20 protein-coding genes and 1 pseudogene are annotated in these 23,805 nt (G+C 46.2%); 14 read left to right on the top strand and 7 right to left on the bottom strand.

Going from position 1 to position 23,805, the window contains the following annotated elements; translation table 11 throughout:
* Positions 1-8: 8 nt before the first annotated feature.
* The 11 genes and pseudogenes from DXC01_RS03265 (at position 9) to yqeC (ending at position 13,867) form a co-directional block, all read left to right on the top strand.
* Positions 9-389 carry a bifunctional adenosylcobinamide kinase/adenosylcobinamide-phosphate guanylyltransferase gene (locus DXC01_RS03265; RefSeq protein ID WP_022213463.1) on the top strand — a complete coding sequence of 127 codons (381 nt, stop codon included), beginning with the start codon at positions 9-11 and terminating at the stop codon, positions 387-389.
* On the top strand, positions 382-981 hold the full coding sequence (locus DXC01_RS03260; protein WP_118698247.1) for a histidine phosphatase family protein: 600 nt from the start codon (positions 382-384) through the stop codon (positions 979-981). The genes DXC01_RS03265 and DXC01_RS03260 overlap by 8 nt, the downstream gene beginning before the upstream one ends.
* 487 nt (positions 982-1,468) lie before the next feature.
* Positions 1,469-2,800, top strand: a complete 1,332-nt coding sequence (gene ssnA, locus DXC01_RS03255; RefSeq protein ID WP_118698246.1) for a putative aminohydrolase SsnA — start codon at positions 1,469-1,471, stop codon at positions 2,798-2,800.
* Between the two features lie 50 nt (positions 2,801-2,850).
* Positions 2,851-4,230: pseudogene (locus tag DXC01_RS03250) on the top strand (selenate reductase); the annotation flags it as partial.
* Positions 4,231-4,636: 406 nt separating this feature from the next.
* Positions 4,637-7,219, top strand: coding sequence for a selenium-dependent xanthine dehydrogenase (gene xdh / locus DXC01_RS03245; RefSeq protein ID WP_118698244.1), 2,583 nt, complete (start codon positions 4,637-4,639; stop codon positions 7,217-7,219).
* A gap of 1 nt (position 7,220) precedes the next feature.
* Positions 7,221-7,712, top strand: a complete 492-nt coding sequence (locus tag DXC01_RS03240; protein WP_118252260.1) for a 4Fe-4S binding protein — start codon at positions 7,221-7,223, stop codon at positions 7,710-7,712.
* Between the two features lie 264 nt (positions 7,713-7,976).
* Positions 7,977-10,253, top strand: a complete 2,277-nt coding sequence (xdhA, locus tag DXC01_RS03235) for a xanthine dehydrogenase subunit XdhA (protein ID WP_118698243.1) — start codon at positions 7,977-7,979, stop codon at positions 10,251-10,253.
* Between the two features lie 15 nt (positions 10,254-10,268).
* Positions 10,269-11,177 carry a xanthine dehydrogenase subunit XdhB gene (xdhB, locus tag DXC01_RS03230; RefSeq protein WP_022213456.1) on the top strand — a complete coding sequence of 303 codons (909 nt, stop codon included), beginning with the start codon at positions 10,269-10,271 and terminating at the stop codon, positions 11,175-11,177.
* Complete coding sequence (xdhC, locus tag DXC01_RS03225; RefSeq protein WP_022213455.1) at positions 11,174-11,668, top strand: xanthine dehydrogenase subunit XdhC; 495 nt, start codon at positions 11,174-11,176, stop codon at positions 11,666-11,668. The genes xdhB and xdhC overlap by 4 nt, the downstream gene beginning before the upstream one ends.
* A 7-nt stretch (positions 11,669-11,675) precedes the next feature.
* Positions 11,676-12,479, top strand: a complete 804-nt coding sequence (gene yqeB, locus DXC01_RS03220; protein WP_022213454.1) for a selenium-dependent molybdenum cofactor biosynthesis protein YqeB — start codon at positions 11,676-11,678, stop codon at positions 12,477-12,479.
* Entirely contained in the window at positions 12,479-13,867 is a 1,389-nt protein-coding gene (gene yqeC / locus DXC01_RS03215; protein WP_118698242.1) for a selenium cofactor biosynthesis protein YqeC, read from the top strand. Before yqeB ends, yqeC begins: the two co-directional genes overlap by 1 nt.
* A 63-nt stretch (positions 13,868-13,930) precedes the next feature.
* On the opposite strand, the gene DXC01_RS03210 is transcribed toward yqeC, so the two are convergent.
* Positions 13,931-14,386: a hypothetical protein gene (locus DXC01_RS03210; RefSeq protein ID WP_199704957.1), complete on the bottom strand. Its 456-nt coding sequence runs from the start codon at positions 14,384-14,386 to the stop codon at positions 13,931-13,933.
* Between DXC01_RS03210 and DXC01_RS03205 the strand changes: the two genes are divergently transcribed.
* Positions 14,366-14,809, top strand: a complete 444-nt coding sequence (locus tag DXC01_RS03205; RefSeq protein WP_118698240.1) for a Panacea domain-containing protein — start codon at positions 14,366-14,368, stop codon at positions 14,807-14,809. The two genes, DXC01_RS03210 and DXC01_RS03205, sit on opposite strands and share 21 nt — an antisense overlap.
* A 66-nt stretch (positions 14,810-14,875) precedes the next feature.
* Here DXC01_RS03205 and DXC01_RS03200 read toward each other — a convergent pair whose 3' ends face one another.
* Both DXC01_RS03200 and DXC01_RS03195 read right to left on the bottom strand, forming a co-directional pair.
* On the bottom strand, positions 14,876-15,199 hold the full coding sequence (locus tag DXC01_RS03200) for a BMC domain-containing protein (protein WP_022215284.1): 324 nt from the start codon (positions 15,197-15,199) through the stop codon (positions 14,876-14,878).
* A 39-nt stretch (positions 15,200-15,238) separates the two neighbouring features.
* On the bottom strand, positions 15,239-15,538 hold the full coding sequence (locus DXC01_RS03195) for a BMC domain-containing protein (protein WP_022215283.1): 300 nt from the start codon (positions 15,536-15,538) through the stop codon (positions 15,239-15,241).
* A 270-nt stretch (positions 15,539-15,808) separates the two neighbouring features.
* On the opposite strand from DXC01_RS03195, the gene DXC01_RS03190 reads away from it, so the two are divergent.
* Together DXC01_RS03190 and DXC01_RS03185 are read left to right on the top strand one after the other, a co-directional pair.
* Entirely contained in the window at positions 15,809-16,813 is a 1,005-nt protein-coding gene (locus DXC01_RS03190) for an acyltransferase family protein (protein WP_118698239.1), read from the top strand.
* Between the two features lie 16 nt (positions 16,814-16,829).
* Positions 16,830-18,191 (top strand): MATE family efflux transporter, encoded by a 1,362-nt coding sequence (locus tag DXC01_RS03185; protein ID WP_243111541.1) that lies wholly within the window; start codon positions 16,830-16,832, stop codon positions 18,189-18,191.
* 136 nt (positions 18,192-18,327) lie between these two features.
* Here the strand turns inward: DXC01_RS03185 and arcC are convergent, their stop codons facing one another.
* The 4 genes from arcC to dpaL all read right to left on the bottom strand — a co-directional run bounded on the left by arcC (position 18,328) and on the right by dpaL (position 23,675).
* Entirely contained in the window at positions 18,328-19,272 is a 945-nt protein-coding gene (gene arcC / locus DXC01_RS03180; protein WP_022215281.1) for a carbamate kinase, read from the bottom strand.
* 182 nt (positions 19,273-19,454) lie between these two features.
* Complete coding sequence (ygeW, locus tag DXC01_RS03175) at positions 19,455-20,648, bottom strand: knotted carbamoyltransferase YgeW (RefSeq protein ID WP_022215280.1); 1,194 nt, start codon at positions 20,646-20,648, stop codon at positions 19,455-19,457.
* Positions 20,649-20,909: 261 nt separating this feature from the next.
* The gene (locus tag DXC01_RS03170) at positions 20,910-22,220 is read right to left on the bottom strand and encodes a YgeY family selenium metabolism-linked hydrolase (protein WP_118698238.1); all 1,311 of its coding nucleotides are present in this window, start codon (positions 22,218-22,220) and stop codon (positions 20,910-20,912) included.
* Positions 22,221-22,445: 225 nt separating this feature from the next.
* Positions 22,446-23,675: a diaminopropionate ammonia-lyase gene (dpaL, locus tag DXC01_RS03165; RefSeq protein WP_022215277.1), complete on the bottom strand. Its 1,230-nt coding sequence runs from the start codon at positions 23,673-23,675 to the stop codon at positions 22,446-22,448.
* Positions 23,676-23,805 lie beyond the last annotated feature (130 nt).

Here is a 23,805-nt window from a genome sequence, read left to right as displayed (position 1 = left end):
TGTAGAGTATGGAAATAATAATTGGAGGGGCTTTTCAGGGAAAAAGCACCCTGGCAGAAAAAGATCATCCAGATGTAACATGGATAAACGGGGCACAGGCAGACTGGGAGAGCCTTTCCCATGCAGAAGGTGTCATGGGATTTCATGAATATATCCGAAAAGAAATGAAAGCAGGAAACGATATCAGCAGCCTTGCCGAAGACCTGATCCGTGTAAATCCGGATCTGATCCTGGTATCAGACGAAGTTGGTTATGGCGTTGTGCCGATCGATGCGTTTGACCGCGCCTACCGTGAGGCGGTCGGCAGGATCTGCACGAAACTGGCAGCATACAGCCACCGGGTAACGAGAGTTGCCTGCGGGATCGGGACGGTGATCAAGGATGCTTAAGTTATGGTTTGTCCGCCATGGAATGACGGAGGGAAACAGCCACCAGAGATATATTGGAGTGACAGATGAACCTCTCTGTGAGGAGGGACGGAAATTACTGGAGAAATTTACTTATCCTGCCGTACAGGCTCTGTTTGTAAGCCCTCTGAAACGCTGCAGGGAAACCGCATCGATCCTGTTTCCGAAGGGAGAGCAGAGGATAGTGCCGCTTCTTGCAGAGTGCGATTTTGGAGAATTTGAGAACAAAAACTATAAAGAACTTTCAGACAATCCTCACTATCAGGAATGGATCGACAGCAACGGAACCCTTCCGTTTCCGGGAGGCGAGAGTAAGGAAGAATGCGCGGACAGGAATCTGAAAGGTTTTGATGAAGTGCTCAAAGCCTGTAGAGATGAAGGCATTACCGAGGCAGCACTGGTGGTCCATGGGGGCACGATCATGAATATCATGGAAGCGTATGCCCTTCCGAAGAAAGCTTTTTATGAGTGGCATGTCGGAAACGGCTGCGGCTATCTGGTCGAGCTGGAGCTTCAGGACTGGAATGACGCAGAACGACATTTTACTCAGGTCACTGCCACTGCAAATAAGTAATTGCAAGAGTAATCATGCTCTGTCTCCAGGCAATCCTTCTTTTTATGAGTAGTATGCATCGGTTTGGCGGATTGCTTTATTTTCCGATGCCCGATGGGATGATTATATTAAGGTATGAGCATCGATTTATCAGTTTACATTATTTTCTGATGTCAAATCTGTTTGGTATGTTAGGGTATTGGCATCGGATTTAACGATAACATGGTTTGCGATGCAGAAATTTATTACAGCACTGTTTTTTATAAGAAAAATATGGTAGAATCAGATACACAGCGACGGAGCGAAAGCTTCGCCGCTTTTTCTGTATCCGGGATAAATGAGAAATTACTTTTGAATACAAAATTTTTTTGACAAACAAAAATATTTTGCGGATTATGGTTGAAATAAAATACAGAATATGATAGAGTATTAGTATAAAATATCTAAATCCTGTGGATGATAACAAACCTGTGTTGGAAAAAATTCACAAGACAAGGAGGAGATCTTTATGTTGATTGTTGGAAACGGAAGAATGATCACAAGGGACGCATCCTGTGCACTGCTTGAGAATGGTGCAGTTGCAATGGATGGTAACACCATAAAGATGGTGGGGGTAACTGATGAAGTAAAGAAAGCATATCCTGATGCAGAATTTATCGATGCACATGGCGGGATCATCATGCCGGCATTTATCAATGCGCATGAACATATCTACAGTGCATTTGCCAGAGGACTGAGCGTGAATGGATACCACCCACAGGGATTTCTGGATATTCTGGATGGCATGTGGTGGAACATTGACCGTCATCTGACTCTGGAGCAGACGAAGCTTTCTGCCTATGCAACTTACATCGATTCGATCAAGAACGGTGTGACAACAGTATTTGACCATCATGCAAGCTTTGGTCACATCACAGGTTCTCTGAATGCGATCGAGGAAGCTGCGAAGGATCTCGGTGTCCGCACCTGTCTGTGCTATGAGATCTCAGACAGAGACGGCATGGACAAATCCCGGGAATCCGTGATGGAGAACGTAAACTTTATTAAACATGCGAAGCAGGACGACAGCGATATGCTGGCAGCAATGATGGGTATGCATGCATCCTTTACAATTTCAGATGAGACAATGGCACTGTGCCAGGAATTAAAGCCGGACGGAGTCGGCTATCACATCCATGTGGCTGAGGGGATCTATGATCTTCACCAGTGTCTTAAGGAACACAGCAAACGTATCGTAGACAGACTCTATGACTGGGATATCTTAGGTCCGAAGACTCTGCTTGGACACTGCATCTATATCAATGAGCATGAGATGGATCTGATCAAAGAGACAGATACCATGGTCGTACACAATCCGGAATCCAATATGGGAAATGCCTGCGGATGCCCTCCTAGCATGGAGCTGGTACATAAGGGGATCCTGACAGGACTTGGAACGGATGGCTACACCCATGATATGATGGAATCCTGGAAGGTGGCAAACATCCTTCACAAACATCATCTCTGTGACCCGAATGCCGCATGGGGCGAAGTTCCACAGATGCTGTTTGAGGGAAATGCAAAGATCGCAAACCGTTACTTTAAGAAGGAACTCGGTGTACTTAAGGAAGGTGCAGCAGCAGATGTGATCGTTATTGATTATGATCCGCTGACTCCTATGAACGAGGGCAATATCAACAGCCATCTGCTGTTCGGCGTAAACGGTGCCATGGTGCAGACAACGATCTGTAACGGCAAAGTTCTCATGAAAGACCGTGAAGTGCTTGTATGTGATGAAGCCAAAGTCATGGCAGACTGCCGTCAGGCTGCAAAAGAACTTGCAGAGGATATCAACAGCTAAATGCTGACAATCACTATTTTTGTATTGGGAATTACAGGGAGAAATAAATTATGAGCGATATTATGAAGAGTATTCCATTTGGACAGTTAATGGAATGGATATTAGCAGAACACAAAGCAACAGGACAGGTCTTTGGAATCCAGAAAGCATATGTGGCTGATCCGGCCAGAACCGTAGAGATTTTTGGAAGAAAACTTGAAAATCCTGTCGGACCGGCAGCAGGTCCGCATACACAGCTTGCACAGAACCTTGTGGCAGCTTACTATGCAGGTGCGAGATTTTTTGAGTTAAAGACAGTACAGAAGATGGATGGACCGGAACTTTCCGCATGTATTCCGAAACCATGTATCGTGGCAGAGGATGAGGCATACAACTGCGAATGGTCTACAGAACTTTACGTTCCACAGGCAATGGGCGAATATATCAAGGGCTGGATGGCACTTCATGTGATCTCCAAAGAATTCGGACTTGGAAGCCCGGACGGATTCCAGTTCAACATGTCCTGCGGCTACAACCTGGAAGGAATCAAGGATAAGAAGATCGACGACTTTATCGAAGGACTCAAAGATGCCCGCGATACAGAAGTTTTCAAGGAATGTAAGACATGGCTTCTCGATCATGCAGATCTCTTTGAGCATGTGACAAAAGAAGATATTGAGGCAATTCCGTCAGAAATCTGTAATTCTATCACACTTTCTACCATGCACGGATGTCCTCCGCAGGAGATCGAAAATATTGTTATGTATCTCCTCAAAGAAAAACACATCAATACTTACGTAAAATGTAATCCGACACTTCTTGGTTATGAATTTGTCCGTAAAGCAATGGACGATCTGGGATATGACTACATGGCATTTACAGATTTCCATTTCAAGGATGATTTACAGTATGAGGATGCTGTTCCAATGCTGAAACGCCTCAAAGAAACAGCAGCACAGGAAGGCCTTTCCTTCGGTGTGAAACTGACCAATACCTTCCCGGTAGATATCAAACGCCAGGAACTTCCGGGTGAGGAGATGTATATGTCTGGTAAAGCCCTGTTCCCGCTTTCTATCACAGTGGCGGCACGTCTTGCAGAATCTTTTGACGGCGAGCTTCCAATGTCCTTTTCAGGCGGAGCTGACCAGAAGAATATCGATCAGATCGTGGGCTGCGGTATTTGGCCGGTCACAGTGGCAACTATTCTTCTCAAACCGGGTGGATACAAATGGATGACCCGCATTGCAGAGAAAGCAGATGAGTGCGAAGTTGGAGAATGTGGCAAAGTCAAAGTAGAAGAAGTGAAGAAACTTGCAGAATCTGCTCTTGCTGATGCTCATTATCAGAAGAACACAAAGAAAGCAGCAGGAAAGAGAAACGAAGAGAAATCCCCGCTTCTTGACTGCCTTAAGAAGAAAGATGCTCCGAACAAAAAAGATTTCACAGCACACAAACGTGTATGCGGAAACTGTGCAGACGTATGTCCGAACCGTGCAAACGTCCTGATCGAAGTACCGGAGATGGAACTTCTGCAGATCCTTCATGTAGACTATATGTGTAACGAATGCGGCAACTGCCGTTCCTTCTGCCAGTATGCGGGAGCACCATATAAAGACAAATTTACTTTATTTGCAACAGAAGAAGACATGAAAGACAGCACAAACAATGGTTTCACCGTACTGGATACAGAAAGCAAAGAAGTAAAAGTACGTATTGGAGACAAAGAAGAAATCGTAAAAGCAGACCAGCTGTCCGGCATCCTCACAGAAGGACTGTCACAGCTTATCTGCACAGTAATCAATGACTATGCTTACCTGTTGATGTGATATCCATAAAACAGGAAAAGGAGAATCCACTATGGCAATATTTAAAGTAAATGGACAAAGTGTTCAGCCGGAGAAGAATCAGAAGCTTTTGAGATTCCTCCGTGACGAACTTCACCTGACATCCGTAAAGGACGGATGCAGTGAGGGCGCATGTGGAGCCTGTACAGTGATCATTGACGGAAAAACCTGCAAAGCATGTGTCCCGGATACAGATTCCCTTGACGGAAGAGAGATCATAACCGTAGAGGGACTGACAGAATGGGAACAGCAGGTATACACCTATGCATATGGAAAGGCCGGAGCAGTACAGTGTGGATTCTGCATTCCTGGAATGGTAATGTGTACGAAAGCACTTCTCGATGAAAATATGGAGCCTACAGACGACGAGATCCGATATGCGCTGCGCAATAACTACTGCCGCTGCACAGGATACGTAAAGATCATGGATGCCGTCCGTCTGGCAGCAAAGATATTAAAAGCAGGCGAAATTCCAGATGATGGTGACCCGAACTGGACACTTGGCAATCGCGTGGCAAGGATCGATGTAGAGGAGAAAGTCCTCGGATACGGTAAATATCCGGATGATTTTTACCTGGATGGCATGCTTTATGGAGTCGCTCTCCGAAGTAAATATGCACGTGCGAGAGTGCTTTCCATCGATACTTCCAAAGCAAAAGCACTTCCGGGTGTGGAAGCAGTTGTAACTGCAGAGGATATCCCAGGCGAGAACAAGATCGGTCATCTGAAGCATGATCAGTACACTCTGATCCCGGTCGGCTCTCTCGTACATTATCTCGGCGATGCGATCGCACTCGTAGCGGCAAAAGACCGTGAAACCGCAGAAAAAGCGATCAAACTTATCAAGGTAGAGTATGAGGCGCTTCCTCATGTACATACGATTGAGGAAGCAGCAGCGCCGGATGCACCGAAGGTTTTTGACGAGGAAGAAAACAATATCTGTGCACACAAACACATCAGCAGGGGAAATGCCGAGGAAGCGATCCGAAATTCCAAATATGTGATCTCGCATCATTTCGAGACGCCATGGACAGAGCATGCTTTCCTTGAGCCGGAATGTGCCGTTGCTTTTTATGATGAGGACGGAGACGTATTTATCTATTCCACAGACCAGTCAGCACACCAGACCCTGCATGAGTGTTCTCTGCTCCTTGGAACGGATAAGGTCAAGGTGCAGAATGCACTTGTAGGCGGCGGTTTTGGCGGTAAGGAGGATATGACAGTACAGCATCTTGCAGCTCTCCTTACTTATGTGACAAAGAAACCGGTCAAAGTCAAATTTACCAGAGCAGAGTCTCTCCTTGTCCATCCGAAGCGTCATCCGTTCTATATGGATATGACGATGGGCTGTGATGAAGATGGTAATATCATGGGCGTAAAAGCAAGCGTCACTTCGGATACAGGTGCTTTTGCCTCCCTTGGCGGCCCTGTCCTGGAACGTGCCTGCACCCATGCAGCAGGTCCGTACCATTACGAAAACTTTGAGATCGAGGGAACTGCTTACTATACAAACAATCCGCCGGCAGGAGCTTTCCGTGGATTTGGTGTAACGCAGACCTGTTTTGCGACAGAGACCCTGCTTAATATGATGGCAGATAAAGTCGGCATCACTCCATGGGAGATCCGCTACCGCAATGCGATCCGCCCGGGAGAAGTCCTTCCGAATGGCCAGATCGTAGATGATTCCACAGGCCTTGTGGAGACTCTGGAGGCGGTCAAGGAAGATTATGACGCAGCGATGGCGGCAGGAAAACCGGTCGGAATCGGCTGTGCGATGAAAAATGCCGGTGTTGGCGTTGGTATTCCGGATACAGGACGTGTGAAATTGATCGTGGAGGATGATGAGAAACTTCATATTTATTCCGGAGCTTCCTGTATCGGTCAGGGACTTGGAACGGTTCTCGTACAGATGATCGTGACAAATACAGACATCAGACAGGAAGACATCGTATATGAGCGAAGCAATACCTGGATCTCACCGGATTCCGGAACGACTTCCGGTTCCAGACAGACGCTTGTTACCGGTGAAGCCTGCCGAAGAGCCTGCGAGAAACTGATGGAAGACCGAAGAGCCGGCAAGGAACTTAAGGATATGAAGGGGATCGTATACTACGGAGAGTACCTGGCAAAGACAGATCCTCTTGGTGCAAATGTGCCGAACCCGGTATCCCATGTTGCATACGGATATGCGACCCAGATGTGTGTCGTAGATCCAAAAACCGGTAAAATGGATCAGATCGTTGCCGCACACGATGTCGGCAAAGCGGTCAATCCACTGTCCTGCGAAGGTCAGATCGAGGGCGGTGTGGTCATGTCCATGGGTTACGCCCTGAGGGAGCAGTATCCGATCGATGAGAACTGCAAGCCGATACAGAAGTATGGTTCTCTCAGATTATTCCGTTCCCATGAAGTTCCAAAGATCAAAGCGATCGTTGTAGATAAACCGGGACTCAAAGTAGCCTGCGGAGCGATCGGTATCGGAGAGATCACATCGATCCCTACCGCACCGGCGATCGCAGATGCATATTTCCGCTATGACGGAATCCGCAGATACAGTCTCCCGCTTGTGAGCACACCATACGAAAGGAAGGTTTGATATGGCAGTCAAAAAGAAATTTCCATATAAGGCAGCCATTGTTTCCTGCAATGGTGGATGCAGGGCAGTCAAGGGGGAAGCAGGATGCAGTGAAGGCTGTATCGGCTGTGGAGCCTGTGTCGATGCATGTAAATTCGGCGCGATTTCCCTCAATGAATACGGAGTGGCAGAAGTCGACGAATCCAAATGCATTGCCTGCCAAAAATGTACCAAAGTCTGTCCGCAGGAGATCATTCATATTCATGAATGCGCGAATTATATCGTGGTCAAATGCTCCAATAAGAGCAAAGGTGCAGCGGCGAAGAAACAGTGCGAAGCAAGCTGTATCGGCTGCGGGATCTGCGAGAAGACCTGTACTGCAGGTGCTGTTAAAGTAACAGATAACTGTGCAGTGATCGATGAGGATGCCTGCTTAAGCTGCGGCATGTGTTCCGTCAAATGCCCGCGCCATGTGATCCATGACCTGCGAGGTATCTTTACACCTGCAAGATAAAGAAAGTAATAAAAGATAGACTAAAAATTCAGAAAATTCAACAGAAAAGATTGCAACTATGCAGTAAAATATGTTACACTATGGGTACGCAAAAAGAACTGAATACCTGAAGTGGAAAATAGCATGGTTCGGAGCCGGACGTAAGTTCAGAGGGGAACAGAGAAGTTTCTTGGGACTTGATCCGGCTCTTTTTATCAGAGGATTTTTCAGAAAATAAGTGCAGGTATTCCAAAGTTTACAATAAAAGCAGGCAGGTGAGAGGTTATGATAGGAAAAAGCGTTCCGCGTGTAGACGCATATGAAAAGGTAACCGGAAGAGCCAAATTTACAGAGGATCTGATACCGCCGAGATGTCTGGTCGCCAAAGTGTTGCATGCATCGATCGGAAATGGTATCGTGACATCCATCGACACAAGTGAAGCAGAAGCGCTGGAAGGGGTTGTCAAAGTTGTGACTTTTAAGGATGTGCCGGAGCACTGTTATCCGACACCGGGACATCCATGGTCAGTAGAACCGGCGCACCAGGATGTGGCAGACCGGAATCTTCTTACGGGACGTGTCCGTTATTATGGTGATGATATTGCGGCAGTTGTCGCAGAGGACGAGATCACGGCAGCCAGGGCACTGAAACTGATCAAAGTGGAATATGAGGAATATCCGGTTGAGATCCATCCACGTAAATCCATGCAGGGAAGCCATCCGCCGATCCATTTCGACAAGAAGGACAATGTTCTGGCACGCTCCAATTATTTTATCGGAGATGTCGATAAAGGTATGGAAGAATCAGAGACAGTTGTCCGGGGAACGTATAAGACCCCGATCGTCCAGCACTGTCATATCGAGAATCCAATTTCCTATGCTTACATGGAAAAGGGCAGGATCGTAGTAGTGACTTCCACACAGATCCCGCATATCGTCCGCCGTGTCATCGGCCAGGCACTGGGAATCCCGTGGGGCAATGTACGTGTCATCAAGCCGTATATCGGCGGAGGTTTCGGAAATAAGCAGGACGTTCTCTATGAACCGCTGAATGCCTTTCTGACCACGCAGGTTGGCGGCAGACCAGTCAAACTGGATATCAGCAGAGAAGAAACTTTCTGCAACACCAGGACCCGTCATTCGATCGAATTCGACCTTGCAGCAGGCGTGGACAAAGACGGTAAACTGCTTGCCAAGGATATGCATTCCTATTCCAACCAGGGAGCTTATGCCTCCCATGGACACGCGATCGCGGCGAACGGTCTGACTTCCTGGCGTTTACAGTATGCCTGTCCAAATATCCGGGGAGAAGCGTATACAGTTTATACCAACACCCCGGTCGGCGGCGCGATGCGAGGTTATGGGATCCCGCAGGTATGTTTCGCGATAGAAAGCTTCATGGATGATGTGGCAGCTGCGATCCATATGGATCCACTTGAATTCCGAAGAAAAAATCTGATCCAGGGATACTATGCAGACGTTTATCTGAAACCGATCGCGGCAAACTCAAACGGTATTTTTGAATGCCTCAAAAAAGGTGCAGATTACATCCACTGGGATGAGAAACGTAAGGAATATGCAAACCAGACCGGAGATGTACGAAGGGGAGTCGGTATGGCACTGTTTTCTTATAAAACAGGTGTATGGCCGATTTCTCTGGAGATCTCAGGAGCAAGGCTTTCCCTGAATCAGGATGGAAGCGTGCAGCTTACCCTTGGCGCGACAGAGATCGGTCAGGGTGCAGACACTGTATTCTCGCAGATGGTGGCAGAGACACTTCACACAGATATGGAACATGTACATATCATGTCCACACAGGATACGGATATTTCGCCATTTGATACGGGAGCTTATGCATCGAGACAGTCTTTCGTTGCAGGAACGGCAGTCCGCCATTGTGCGGAGATCCTGCGTGACAAGATCCTTGCCTATGCCAAGACACTGCTTCCGGAGATCGACACCACGGAACTTGAACTTCGGGACAACTGGATCTGGGCAGGCAAAGAGCAGGCGATCTCACTTGCAGCTCTTGCCGAGGAGAGCTATTACAGTCTCACCAATTCTTCTGTACTGACAGCAGAAGTTTCCGAGCAGGTGAAAAAAAATACGATCGCGACCGGCTGCTGTTTTGCAGAAGTCGAAGTAGATATGAAGCTTGGAAAGATCAAAGTCCTCCATATCATCAATGTGCATGACAGCGGCAAATTATTGAATCCGCAGCTTGCAGAGATGCAGGTACATGGAGGCATATCCATGGGTATGGGCTATGGTATCAGTGAGCAGCTCATTCTCGATGAGAAGACAGGACGGCCGCTGAATGGAAATCTCCTGGACTATAAACTGATGACCATGCTCGATACACCGGAACTCAAGGCAGATTTTGTCGAACTTGATGATCCGATCGGACCATATGGAAATAAGGCACTGGGTGAGCCGCCTGCGATCCCGTGTGCACCGGCGATCCGAAATGCCGTCCTGCATGCAACAGGAGTTGCTTTTAACGAAAATCCACTGACACCGCAGAGACTGATCGATGGTTTCCAAAAAGCGGGACTGATCTGAAAGGGGGAAGACATCATGTATGATATTGAAAATTATTATAATGCAAAAACCGTTTCAGAAGCAGTGGAGCTTCTTACGGAACATCCGGACGCAAGGATCATTTCCGGGGGAAGTGATGTCCTGATCAAGATCCGTGAGGGAAGGATGGCAGGCACTTCGCTGGTGTCGATCCGTGACATCGAAGAACTTAAGGGAATTGAGAAAAAAGATTCCGGGGATATTTATATAGGGGCAGGAACGGTGTTTTCACATATCACAGCAGATCCGATCATTCAGGAGTGTGTTCCTGTGCTTGGGGAGGCGGTAGACCAGGTTGGTGGACCGCAGATCCGAAATATTGGAACGATTGGTGGAAATATCTGCAACGGTGCAGTCAGTGCCGACAGTGTGCCGACGGTTTTTTCCTATAATTCACTTCTGCATATTGCAAATGCAGAGGGCGGCAGAGTGGTTCCGGTCAGGGAGTTCTATCTTGGTCCGGGACGTGTGGCTCTTAAGCAGGGAGAAGTGCTGATGCATGTTGTGATCCCGCGTGCCGAATATGAAGGGTATCATGGACATTACATCAAATATTCCATGCGAAATGCCATGGATATCGCAACGCTGAGCTGCAGTGTAGTCAGCAAAGTGAACCCGGAAACAAAGATCCTGGAGGATGTACGTATCACATTTGGTGTAGCTGCACCGGTACCGTACCGTTGCGTGGAGACAGAAGAACTTCTGAAGGGACGGAAACTTGGAGAAGAGCTGTACCGGAAACTTGAGGACAGCATCCGAAGTGAGATCCATCCGCGAGATTCCTGGAGAGCTTCGAAGGCTTTTCGTCTGCAGATCGGCGGAGAGATCGCCCGCAGGGCACTGATCCGGACTGTGGAACTTGCCGGTGTGCCGGCCGACAGTGTCAGTGGAGGTGAAATGGCATGAAGAGACAGAAAGTACTCGTACAGTGTATTGTAAACGGAGAAGAAGTTGCGGAGTATGTAGACCCGAGAGAATCGCTTCTGGATATGCTGCGTAATCATCTTGGTCTTACTTCCGTCAAAAAAGGCTGTGAAGTAGGCGAATGTGGTGCCTGTACCGTCATCATAGACGGAGAAACGATAGATTCCTGCATCTATCTTGCTGTCTGGGCAGAGGGCAAAAACATTCGCACCCTCGAAGGTCTGGAAAAAGACGGGCAGATCACAAGAATCCAGGAAGCGTTTATTGAAGAAGGTGCAGTTCAGTGCGGTTTTTGTACACCGGGATTTATCATGTCTGCGACTGTCCTTCTGGAGCAGGGCAAAGAACTCACCAGAGATGAGATCCGCAAAAAAATGTCCGGAAATCTCTGCCGCTGCACCGGATATCAGAATATCGTCAATGCGGTAGATAAAGTCATGCATGAAAATGCAGAAAGCAGCAGAAAGGAATAAAAGTAACATGGAACACAAGACAAAACTGATCGTTCGCGGAGGAGGAGATCTTGCCAGCGGGGTGATCCATCGATTATATCGATGCGGCTATCAGGTACTGGTACTGGAATGTAAGAGACCAAGCGCGATACGAAGAGAAGTTTCTTTTGGAGAGGCAGTCTACGATGGAACTTCCTGCGTTGAGGGAGTGACAGGAAGGCTGATCACGAAGGTCAGTGAATGCCAGAAAGTCTGGGAGAATGGAGAGCTTCCGATCCTTGTCGATGAGAGCGGGGAAGCGGTGAAAGAGTTGAAACCGGATGCGCTGATCGATGCGATCCTTGCAAAGAGAAATCTTGGAACAACGAGGGACATGGCACCTCTCACTGTCGCGCTGGGACCTGGCTTTGAAGCCGGAAAGGACGTAGATTTTGTCATAGAAACGCAGAGAGGGCATGACCTTGCAAGGATCATCTCCAAAGGGCCGGCAACGCCAAATACAGGAGTTCCGGGCATCATTGCCGGATACGGCAAAGAACGAGTGATCCATTCCCCGGCGGCAGGGATCATGCATAACCGCTCCAGGATCGGAGATATTGTAGAAAAAGATCAGATCATAGCGATGGTCGATGAGATGCCGGTCTATGCATCTCTGACCGGTGTTCTCAGAGGAATCATCCGCGATGGCTACAAAGTGCCGAAGGGAATGAAGCTCGCAGACATCGATCCACGTAAAGAGCAGAAGAAAAACTGTAATACTATCTCGGACAAAGCCCGCTGCATCGCCGGAAGTGTCGTGGAAGTCCTGATGGCGAACGGAGTGCTGCCGTGATGAAAAAGATACTTCTGGAAGTACTGGCGGTCAATACAGAAAAAATATCCACGATCGCTGTAGTTGGCGGCGGCGGCAAGACCAGCCTGATCTTTCGGCTGATGGAAAGCTTTGTTTCTATTGGAAAAAAAGTGATCGTGACAACGACCACACACATGGCATATGAGCCAGAGCGGCCGTTTGTGGAGGACGGAGATATTGACGGAGTTCGGAAGAATCTGCAGAGATATCACTATACGGTAGCAGCCAGTCTTGACCGCGCGACGGAGAAGATTGGCTGTCTTTCCGAGGAGAAATTAGAGGAACTGAGAGGACTTGCAGATGTACTTTTGATTGAAGCAGATGGTGCAAAACGCCTGCCACTCAAAGTACCGGGAGAGCGGGAACCAGTGATTCCGGAGTTTGCGGAGATGGTTGTCGGAGTTGCTGGTGTGGATGCTCTCGGAGAGCCAATCCAGAAGACCTGCCACAGACCGGAGAAAGTTGCGGATTTCCTTGGAAAAGGGATGGAAGAAGTGGTTACAGAGGATGATATCGTGAAGATTGCTGTTTCCGCGGAGGCATTAAGGAAATGCGTGGATGGACGCGAGTATTGTGTTCTGTTAAATAAAGCAGACATCCGGGGGAAAGCCGAGGCAGCAGAGAGAATCGCAGGAAAACTGGAAGAGCAGGGAGTTCATGCGGTCTGGGGGAGTTTACAGAAGCAAAATTATAATAGTATCTGTAATTGTATTGATAGGACAGAAGAAAAAGCAGAAGTGTGGATGAATAAGTTGCAGGAGCCGCAAAATAAAGGTAGCCAGGCACAGGAAAAGCCCACATTCATCATGCTGGCAGCAGGAAACAGCCGCCGTTTCGGCTCCAACAAGCTGCTGTACGAAATCGGCGGAGTGCCGATGTATCTGCGTACATTGCACAAGCTTCAAAAGGCAGCGTCAGAACTCGGAAACTGCGAGATCATAGTCGTCACCCAGTACGAAGAAATAGCTTCCAAAGCACAAGAATCAGGAGTCCGGGTCCTGATCAATTCACACCCGGAACGTGGCATTTCCTCATCCATGCAGATCGGCCTAGCCGCTGCAAAAGAATCGGCCGCCTGCCTTTTTATCGTATCCGACCAGCCCTGGCTCACCACAGAGACCATCGTCAATCTGGTGCACAAATTTCAATCAGAACACAAAGGCATGGCATGCACCCTCCTTAAAGACAAAACCGGAAACCCCTGCATCTTCTCCCGGAAATATTACCAGGAACTACAGGAGATCACCGGCGACAAAGGTGGAAAACAGATCATAAACAGACATCCCGAGGATGTGGCATATCTTGAGATCGAAGATGCGAAGGAGCTTGTGGATGTGGATACGCTGTATAATGATGGCAGACAATGAAGAAGGAGCCGATTTCCATAGAGAGGGATTTCGACTCCTTTATTATATGTTATGTTAGCATTGCTATGATTTTTCTGACTGATGCTTCGCAAGATAATCTGAAAATGATCTATATCCAAGTTTCCTTTTTCTGGCAAGCATATTAGCCCAGATAGTATTTCCCTGTGCTTCGTTGATGTACCCTGCATCAAATGCCATTTTCATAATGTCGCCTGTTGTAAGATGAGAAAGACCATATTCTGTAACATAAGCAGATATATCTCTCAAATTATTGCTGGCAAGTATGCCTTGTTTCTCTTTTGCAAGTGAAATGGAAGCAGCTTCTCCGCGACCGATGATTTTGTGTCCGGGGTCTGGATGACTTGTAAGCTTTCGGTAAAGTTCATATGTATCAGTACCCACCATAATGGACTCGATTGTTGCATTCCCTGCCTGGAGCATTAAATCGACTTGCGCCTTTAATCCTTTAAAGGGTTCGATTATGAAAAACTCTGTGCTATGGTTCTGTTTTTTGCACATAAGAGCTCAGAATTATTAAAAACAAAATTAATGAAACTACTCAATTATTCGGATATGATTTTTTATAAAGAAAATGGGATATCGATGTCCGGTTTGAAGTATGTACATTTTCCGTATGGACCTGTTCCAGAGAATTTTGATATACTTTTGGGGAAGATGGCAACAGATCACATTGCGCACATTGAAGTTGTATATGAAAATGGATATGAAAAACATCAGGTAATTCCAGAATGTGATATTCCAGAAAATATTTTTTCGGAGGGTGAGTTGGAAGTGCTTGAGAGAATAGATGCTAAATTTAAGGACTTTGGTTCTGTTGATATTTCCAATTATTCACATAAAGAAAAAGGATATTGTGCTACAAAAAAAGGCGAAATTATTTCATATGCATATGCAAAAGACATTCAACTGGATTGCCAGTAGGGAACAAATGGAGGAGGCACCATCGGTGCCTCCTCTGCTCATGTCCTGAAATTCATCCTCAGGTTCTTATTTCTTAGCTCCAGCCTTTTTAGCCGGTTTCTTCAGAAAGCCGTGTTTCTCAGCATCCTCCTCCGCGAGACGGATCGTCTCTTCGGATGGATTGGAGATTACGGCTGCGAAAACGATCTCGCATGGCGGGTTTTCTTTGACTGCCTGGACGGCAGCGGTGACTGCGGATACATCGCCGGTCATAAAAACAGTTTCGTGTCCGCCGCATTTACCGTTCCAGGTAAGGAAGGATACATCGGCGGTCTTCAGCATTTGGTCGATCACGATCACTGCATTGCTGCTTCCGACAACTTCCACTAATCCAAATGCTCCATATCTCATAACAGAATCCTCATTTCATTATAGTATTTAACGATCATATTACTTATTTGCGGTCATGTACATTGCCGGTTCTGTGTCGTGAGCCGGGGATGCGATCACCGTGTGGGAAACAACCTTCGCAATTGGTTCTGCGGTGCGGAGTGCAACGTCCATTGCGGCGTTTACGTCGGAGACAGAACCACGCATCTTCACGCAGGCACCTGCACCAAGACGATTACGCTCGATGTTCTGGATCCTTATATTTGCTGCTTTAGAAGCAGCGTCCAGTGCTACGAAGCAGGCAGCAAAACTGTCAAGTTCAAAGATCCCCACTGCCATGCCATTATAATTCTCAGCCATAATACCTCCATCCATTCTACAGGAATATTTTATTTCGGTTCATATACTGTAATTATACCTGCTTTTCCCGCAAAAAACAAGCTAAAATACGTTTTTTGTGGATTTTATCGCGGATTAAATGTGGGTTTATGACAATAATAAAAAGAAAAATATTGTATTTGTGTTGATTTTGCAAAAAGAAAACGACTGGAATGAAAAAACACAAAGTGCTATAATAAGGACAGTTAAAACTTCTGCACAACAGAAGAAAATGAAGGGAACAAACAGGAGATGAGTAAAGAAAAACAGGGAATTGATTTATTGAAATTTATTGGAAGTATCATGATCTTTACGATACATATGGCAGTTTTCGAGAGTTTTGGAGAAGTTCAGTCTGCATGGGAACTGCTGGGCAGGTGGGCTGTGCCAGTATTTTTTATTGCATCTGCGTATTTTTTGTTTTCGGCGAACAATGGCAGTGTGGAATATGCGAATATCAAAAAATATATATACCGGATCGGAATGCTGTATCTGTTCTGGTTTATATTCAACCTTCCTAATTTTATCTGCGTCCGCTTTTTGAAGAGACCGCCTCATACAATGTATGACTTCCTCATGATCGCAAAAAATTCAGTGCTGTCATCTACATTTACAGGATCCTGGTATCTTCTCAGTAGTATATTTTGTGCATGGCTGCTCTTTGTACTTAAGAAAAAAATGAATACGAAGCAGATCTGCCTCATTGCGTTCCTTTTTCAGATCATTTGTATCTTTACTTCGGTGTATAAAGGAATTCTCCCTGATCAGATCAGACATATTTTCTCTTTCTGGCAGTTTCCCTTAAATATCTTTGGAGGATTATTTTATTTTGCAATTGGCCTGTTTCTGGCAGAGAATCAGGATCTTATTTATAAAGCTCCAAAATGGAAGTATTCATCCATTGCTGTGATGAGTTTCCTTACGTATATTGGTGAAATAAACTTTGCAAAACACTTTGCCATTTATGGCGGTTCAGATGAGGCTTTTTCATTGATTCCGTTGAGCGTTTCTGTTTTTATCCTGGGAATGCGAAGTTCTGTGAAAATCAGAAATGCAAAAAAATTGCGTAATATCAGCACCATCATATACTGCGCGCAGGCAGATATCCTGCTTGCGAAAGTTGCGATTTCAAGAATTTTTGGAATTAATTTTAGTCTTTTCCTGTTCGGGATCTGCAGTGTGATCATGGTCTGTATTATAGCTGCGGTATTCTGGCTGCAGGAAAGAAAAATATGGTGGGCGAAATATCTGACTTAAAGGAGGGGGATTTGGTGTGAAGACACATCAGACAGATTTTTCGAAGGGAAATGTATATCGGAATATCCTGGAGCTGTCGATTCCTATGACATTGGCGCAGCTTCTGAATCTTTTGTATAATGTGGTAGACAGAATGTATATCGGCAGGATTCCGGAGACAGGAAGGATCGCGCTGACGGGAGTCGGGATCTGTTTTCCGATCATTACGATGATCATGGCATTCACTTATCTATATGGAAATGGCGGCAGTCCGCTCTGTGCGATGGAGCTTGGACGGGGAAATGAGGAAGAAGCAGAGAAACTGCTGGGAAATACATTCTCCATGCTTCTGATGACAAGTGTAGTTCTGATGGCAGTTGGATATCTTTTTTATAAGCCGATCCTGTATGCGTTCGGCGCGAGTGACACGACTTATGTCTATGCAGGAGCGTATATCCAGATCTATCTGGTCGGAACACCGTTTGTGATGATCTCGCTGGGGCTGAATCCGTTTATCAACTGCCAGGGCTTCGGAAATATGGGAATGCTGACGATCCTGATCGGTGCAGCCTTAAACATCGTTCTAGATCCGATCTTTATCTTCGTATTCCATATGGGCGTGCGCGGTGCAGCACTTGCAACGATCCTGTCACAGTTCTGTTCCGCAGTCTGGGTGCTGAAATTCCTCACAGGCAAAAAAGTCACACTTCGCATCAGGAAAGAAGCGATGCAGATAGAGTGGAAGAGAGTAAGAGCGATCATGGCACTTGGCGTTTCAGGTTTTATGATGCAGTTTACAAACGGACTGGTGCAGATCTTCTGCAACGCAACGTTGCAGAGCTACGGTGGCGACATCTATGTAGGAGTCATGACGGTTCTCAATTCCGTCCGTGATATCGCGACGATGATGGTACATGGACTGACAAACGGTGCGTCCCCGGTCATGAGCTTCAATTATGGCGAAAAGGCCTACGACAAAGTAAAAAAAGCGATCAAATTTGTGACCGTTGTCTGCTTTTCCTATGCTCTGTTTGTATGGGGGATCATCAAGATCGCACCGGAATTTTTTATCCGGATCTTTAACAGCGAACCGGCACTTCTGGAAAAGGGTGTCCCGGCATTACATATCTATTTCTTTGGATTTTGCTTTATGGCCCTGCAGTTTACCGGGCAGTGTGTATTTGTGGCACTTGGCAAGGCGAAGAGAGCGACATTTTTCTCGATCTTCCGCAAAGTCATCATTGTTGTGCCGCTGACTGTGCTTCTTCCACGTATCGGAGGACTTGGGGTGGACGGTGTTTTCTGGGCAGAACCGATATCCAATCTTGTCGGTGGAAGTGCCTGCTTTTTCACGATGCTGCTGACAATCCTGCCTGAACTAAAACAGAAACAAAACTGAAATAAAAATCAGATAAACAAAAAGCCGCAGAAGCATGTTCCGGAGGGGAAGCTTTTGCGGCTTTCGTTTATGTGTAGATGGATTGAGGTAAATATAGCAAATTATTTGGATCGATCCAAAACGGATCAGAAACAGATCAGATGTGGATCTTGGTACCGGTCTTGCCCTGGATACCGTCTTTGGCTTTTTCGAGAAGGGTGATCATGGCAGTACGTCCTTCCCCTGAAGCTGCGAAGTCCATAGCAGCCTGTACTTTCGGAAGCATGGAGCCAGGTGCGAACTGACCTTCTTCTACATATTTCTGGGCTTCTTCGACAGACATTTCATCCAGCCATTTTTCGTCTTCTTTGCCGAAGTTTACGGCGACTTTTTCGACAGCGGTGAGGATGATCAGCATGTCTGCATCGAGCTCTTTTGCGAGCAGGCAGCTTGCAAAGTCTTTATCGATAACGGCAGAAGCACCTTTGAGGTGATCTCCCTGAAGAGTAACCGGGATTCCACCGCCACCGCAGCAGATCACGATCTTATTTGCGTCAACAAGGCTGTTGATCGCATCCTGTTCAACAATCTCAACCGGCTTCGGGGAAGCAACAACACGGCGGTATCCGCGTCCTGCGTCTTCTTTCATGACATAGCCGTATGCTTTCTCTGCATGTTCAGCCTGTTCTTTGGTCATGAAGTGACCGATCGGCTTGCTTGGATTCTGGAATGCAGGGTCATTCTCATCTACACGGACCTGTGTAACGACAGTAACAACCGGTGTACGCATAAATCCACGTTTGCGAAGTTCTTCGCGAAGTGCATTCTGCAGGTCATATCCGATATATGCCTGGCTCATCGCAACACAGACGGAGAGAGGAGTGTTCGGCTGATTTTCGTCTTCTCTGGAAAGAGCAGCCATAGCATTGTTGATCATGCCTACCTGTGGTCCGTTTCCATGAACAACGACTACCTGATGTCCTTCTTCGATCAGGTCACACAGAGCTTTTGCTGTGGTCTTTACAGCCTGCATCTGCTCCGGGAGAGTGTTACCCAGTGCGTTTCCACCAAGAGCGATAACGATTCTTTTTCTTTTATACATTGAAAAAACCTCCTGAAATACATAAATTAACAAACAATACAAGAAAAAAGAAGAAATATTCTAATATATTGGAAAACAGAAAGAGCCTTGCAGAACATATCCGCAGGGCCCTTAATCTGTTTATCTTATATGAGAAAGAAGATTCTCATATTTATAGCCTGGCGTTGTAAACAACCTGTATTTTATTCGAAAATTCTCGGAGCAGCTTTTACTTCCAGTTTCTTCAGGATATCCTGTGGTTTTTCGAATTTGGAGAGCATGATCATAGCTGCGATCACATATGGTTTGAAGCTTGCTTCTTTGTAAAGCGGGATTCTGTAACGATCGAATACAGATGCATCAACCTCACCTGTCTCGCAGCTTACACCAGTGATGTCAGCCGGCAGGCAGTGCAGATACAGAGCTTTTCCGTCTTTTGTTGTCTTCATAAGCTCTTCTGTGCAAGCCCAGTCTTTGTGCTCTGCGTTCTGAGCAAGAAGTTCTTTTTCCAGTTTGTCGATTCCGTCGAAGTCACCTTCTGCGTACAGATTTGTACGTTTTTCCATAGCTGCGAATGGAGCCCAGCTCTTCGGATATACGATATCAGCATCCTTGAATGCTTCTGCCATATCGTTTGTCTTTGTGAAGGATCCGCCTGTAGCTTCAGCGTTCTTCTTAGCGATCTCTTCAACTTCCGGCATTACATCATATCCTTCCGGATGAGCCAGAACAACGTCCATACCGAAACGAGTCATCAGACCGATAACACCCTGCGGAACGGAGAGTGGTTTACCATAAGAAGGAGAGTAAGCCCATGTCATAGCAAGTTTTTTGCCTTTCAGGTTCTCAACACCGCCGAACTCATGGATGATGTGGAGCATATCAGCCATACACTGTGTCGGATGGTCAACATCACACTGCAGGTTTACAAGAGTAGGTCTCTGCTCAAGGATACCATCTTTGTTTCCTTCTGTAACAGCGTCCATGAACTCTTTCTGATAAGCATGACCTTTACCGATGTACATATCATCACGGATACCGATTACATCAGCCATAAAGGATACCATGTTAGCTGTCTCACGAACAGTCTCACCATGAGCGATCTGAGATTTCTTCTCATCCAGATCCTGAACCTCAAGACCAAGCAGGTTGCAGGCAGAAGCGAAAGAGAAACGAGTACGGGTAGAGTTATCACGGAAAATAGAAATACCAAGACCACTCTCAAATACCTTAGTAGAGATGTTGTTCTCTCGCATAAAACGAAGAGCATCAGCTACAGTAAATACAGCCTCAAGTTCCTCATCAGTCTTATCCCATGTCCAGAAAAAGTCATTATTGTACATTTCCTTAAAGTTTAAGCTGTTAAGTTTATCAATATAATCCTGTAAAGTTTTCATTCGAAAATTCTCCTTTAAAAATATTTTTTATTTTAGCGGAATCGCAGCAGCCACACTACGATTCCTGTCCCCAAATACAACCAACAAAACCTTCCTCAAAAAATCCAATAAAGAAATCAATGCATATCCCCACAACATCAATTTCCGTTCTTCCAATCAAAGTAAAGTCAGCCAACTTCATATCTGAAACAAGAAGAACTATTTAACAAAAAGCCCGAAGGGTATGCAGAGGGAGCAGGGCGCTGCTCCCTTTGCGGTTTTTTATTTGCAATAAGAAGTAGGTAAAGCTGCATAAACAGCTGCGCATCTCACGAGATCGACCTTCCAAGTTTTCTCATTCGGAGCATGTGCCTGAGCCTCAGCACCAGGTCCAAATCCAATACAAGGAATTCCATTACGTCCCATAATAGAAACACCATTTGTAGAGAATGTCCATTTATCAGTAAGCGGACGAGCTTTTCTCATTTCCTCTGTTTCTGCGTTTCCAAGACGAGTTTCCCCATAAAGGTTCTTATAAGCATCCTCAAGAGCCTTAGTTACCTTATGATCCTTCGGAATAGCCCATGTCGGGAAGTAGCACTCGATCTCATATTTGCATCCTGTATAAGACGGTCTGTCGTAGTTGTACATAGAAACAACTACATCATCGCCATATTTCTTAACGCTCGGAAGAGCACGGATCTCATCCAGGCAGCTTTCCCATGTTTCTCCGAATGTCATACGACGGTCAAGAGATACTGCACAGGAGTCAGCTACTGCACAACGGCTAGGAGAGGTGTAGAAGATCTGGGATACAGTTACAGTACCGCGTCCAAGGAAACGAGCCTCTTCCCAGTCAGGGTTGAATTTCGGGTTGAGCATTTTAACAAGACCTTTGATTTCTGTCTCATCAGCATCATCGTTCTCGTTGAGGGAACGTACATCCTGAAGGATGTCAGCCATTTTGTAGATAGCGTTGTCACCACGTTCCGGAGCAGAACCATGGCAGGAAACACCTTTCACATCGATACGGATCTCCATACGTCCACGCTGTCCTCTGTAGATACCACCGTCTGTCGGCTCTGTGGAAACTACGAATTCCGGACGGATCTTGTCTTCGTTGATGATGTACTGCCAGCAGAGACCGTCACAGTCTTCTTCCTGAACAGTTCCGACTACCATGATCTTGCATCCTTCCGGAATCAGATCCATGTCTTTCATGATCTTTGCACCGTATACAGCAGATACGAGACCGCCGCACTGGTCAGATACGCCACGTCCACCGATTTCTTCTTCTGTTTCGTATCCTTCGTATGGATCAAAGTTCCAGTTTTCAATGTTACCGATACCAACAGTGTCGATATGAGCATCAAAAGCGATGATCTTGTCGCCGGTTCCCATGTAACCGATCACGTTACCCTGTGGGTCGATCGTAACTTCGTCGAAGTTCAGTTTTTTCATTTCAGCTTCGATTGTCTCGATATGTTTTCTTTCGTCGCAGCTTTCTCCAGGATTCTTAACGATCGCCCTTAAGAATTTGGTCATATCCTCCTGATAATTCTGAGCAGCTTCTTTGATTTTGCCGTAATCCATTTTAAAATTCCTCCCATGTGTATATAGAAATTGTTTTAAAGTTCTTAATTATTTGATGATACTTACGGATTATTCCGCAGTAAACTGCCCCCACAATCCTTCAAACATTCGGAATCCGCTGATTTACTATGTAAATCGCTGCTTCCTCATGTTTGGCGGGTTCCAAATTCAAATGCTTTATCGTGCAAGCACGAACATCATTTGAAATTTTTGACCATGGTATCATCATTTGCTTAAAGACTCGTTTGTTCCGTACAGGCCATCCCATACGATCTCGCGGTAACGAACCGGATCAGTGTCACCCTCTGTGGAGATTACAAGAACGTTGGAGTTCTCATCCAGTTTCAGGGCTTCTTTAAGATCTTTTGCATCTTCGTCGTGAAGAGCAGTGAAGCACAGACCAAGCGGAACAGATCCGGATTCACCGGAAACGATGTGCGGGTCATTGCCGAGCGGGTTAGCATAGATTCTTGTTGCCTTGGCACTCATCCAGTCAGGGCAGGATGCAAATACAGAAACATGGTTCCTTAAGATATCCCATCCGATGGTGTTTGCTTCGCCGCATGCGAGACCAGCCATGATCGTCTGAAGGTCGCCGCCTACATTTACAAGATCTCCGGATTCTTTCATAGCGGAACGGTACAGGCAGTCAGCAGCACTTGCTTCGCAGACAACCATAACCGGCGGGTTTTCTTTGTATTTGTGAGCGAAGTATCCAACAACTGCTCCTGCAAGAGAACCAACACCTGCCTGAACGAATACGTGTGTCGGGCGGTCGATGCCGGCTTCTTTGAGCTGCTGGTCAGCTTCCATGACCATAGTTCCGTAACCCTGCATGATCCATGACGGGATCTCTTCGTATCCGTCCCATGCAGTATCCTGAACGATGATGCCGTGCTCTGTCTTGGCAGCCTCAGCTGCAGCCATTCTTACGCAGTCATCATAGTTGACTTCTTCGATGGTAACAGTAGCGCCTTCTTTGGCGATGTTGTCAAAACGTGTCTTGGTTGTGCCTTTTGGCATACGAACAACTGCTTTCTGTCCAAGACGTTTGGCAGCCCATGCAACTCCACGTCCGTGGTTTCCGTCTGTTGCTGTGAAGAAGGTAGCCTGTCCGAATTCTTTTCTTAATTCCTCGGAAGAGAGAACAGCATATGGAAGTTCGCTGATATCCTTACCAACTTCTTTAGCTATGTAACGTCCCATTGCGTAGGAACCGCCAAGAACCTTAAAAGCGTTCAGTCCGAAACGATAGGACTCATCCTTGCAGTGGATGCTCTTAACACCCAGGTAGGATGCCAGTTCAGCAAGATCCTGAAGAGGAGTTACTGTATACTGTGGGAAACTTTTGTGAAATTCATTGGCTTTTTTCACGTTTTCCTCTGACATTAACTCGAGATGTTTGTCGTCAGACTTTGCAACGTGATTGACAGTCCATTTTAAACCTTCTGTCATTATAAAAACCCTCCTTAAAAAATTTATTTTGAACTCATAATTATTGCTTGTCTTTTATATCTCTATCATACCATAAATAAAAGATTTTGCAAGAGGAAATACAAAATTTTTTAGGTTTTTACAAAAAAAG

Source organism: Blautia sp. OM07-19 (assembly GCF_003481595.1).
GTDB classification, from domain to species: Bacteria; Bacillota; Clostridia; order Lachnospirales; family Lachnospiraceae; genus Blautia_A; species Blautia_A intestinihominis.
The sequence above is the reverse complement of the archived record's forward strand: the minus strand, read 5'-3'. Positions and strand labels throughout refer to the sequence as shown.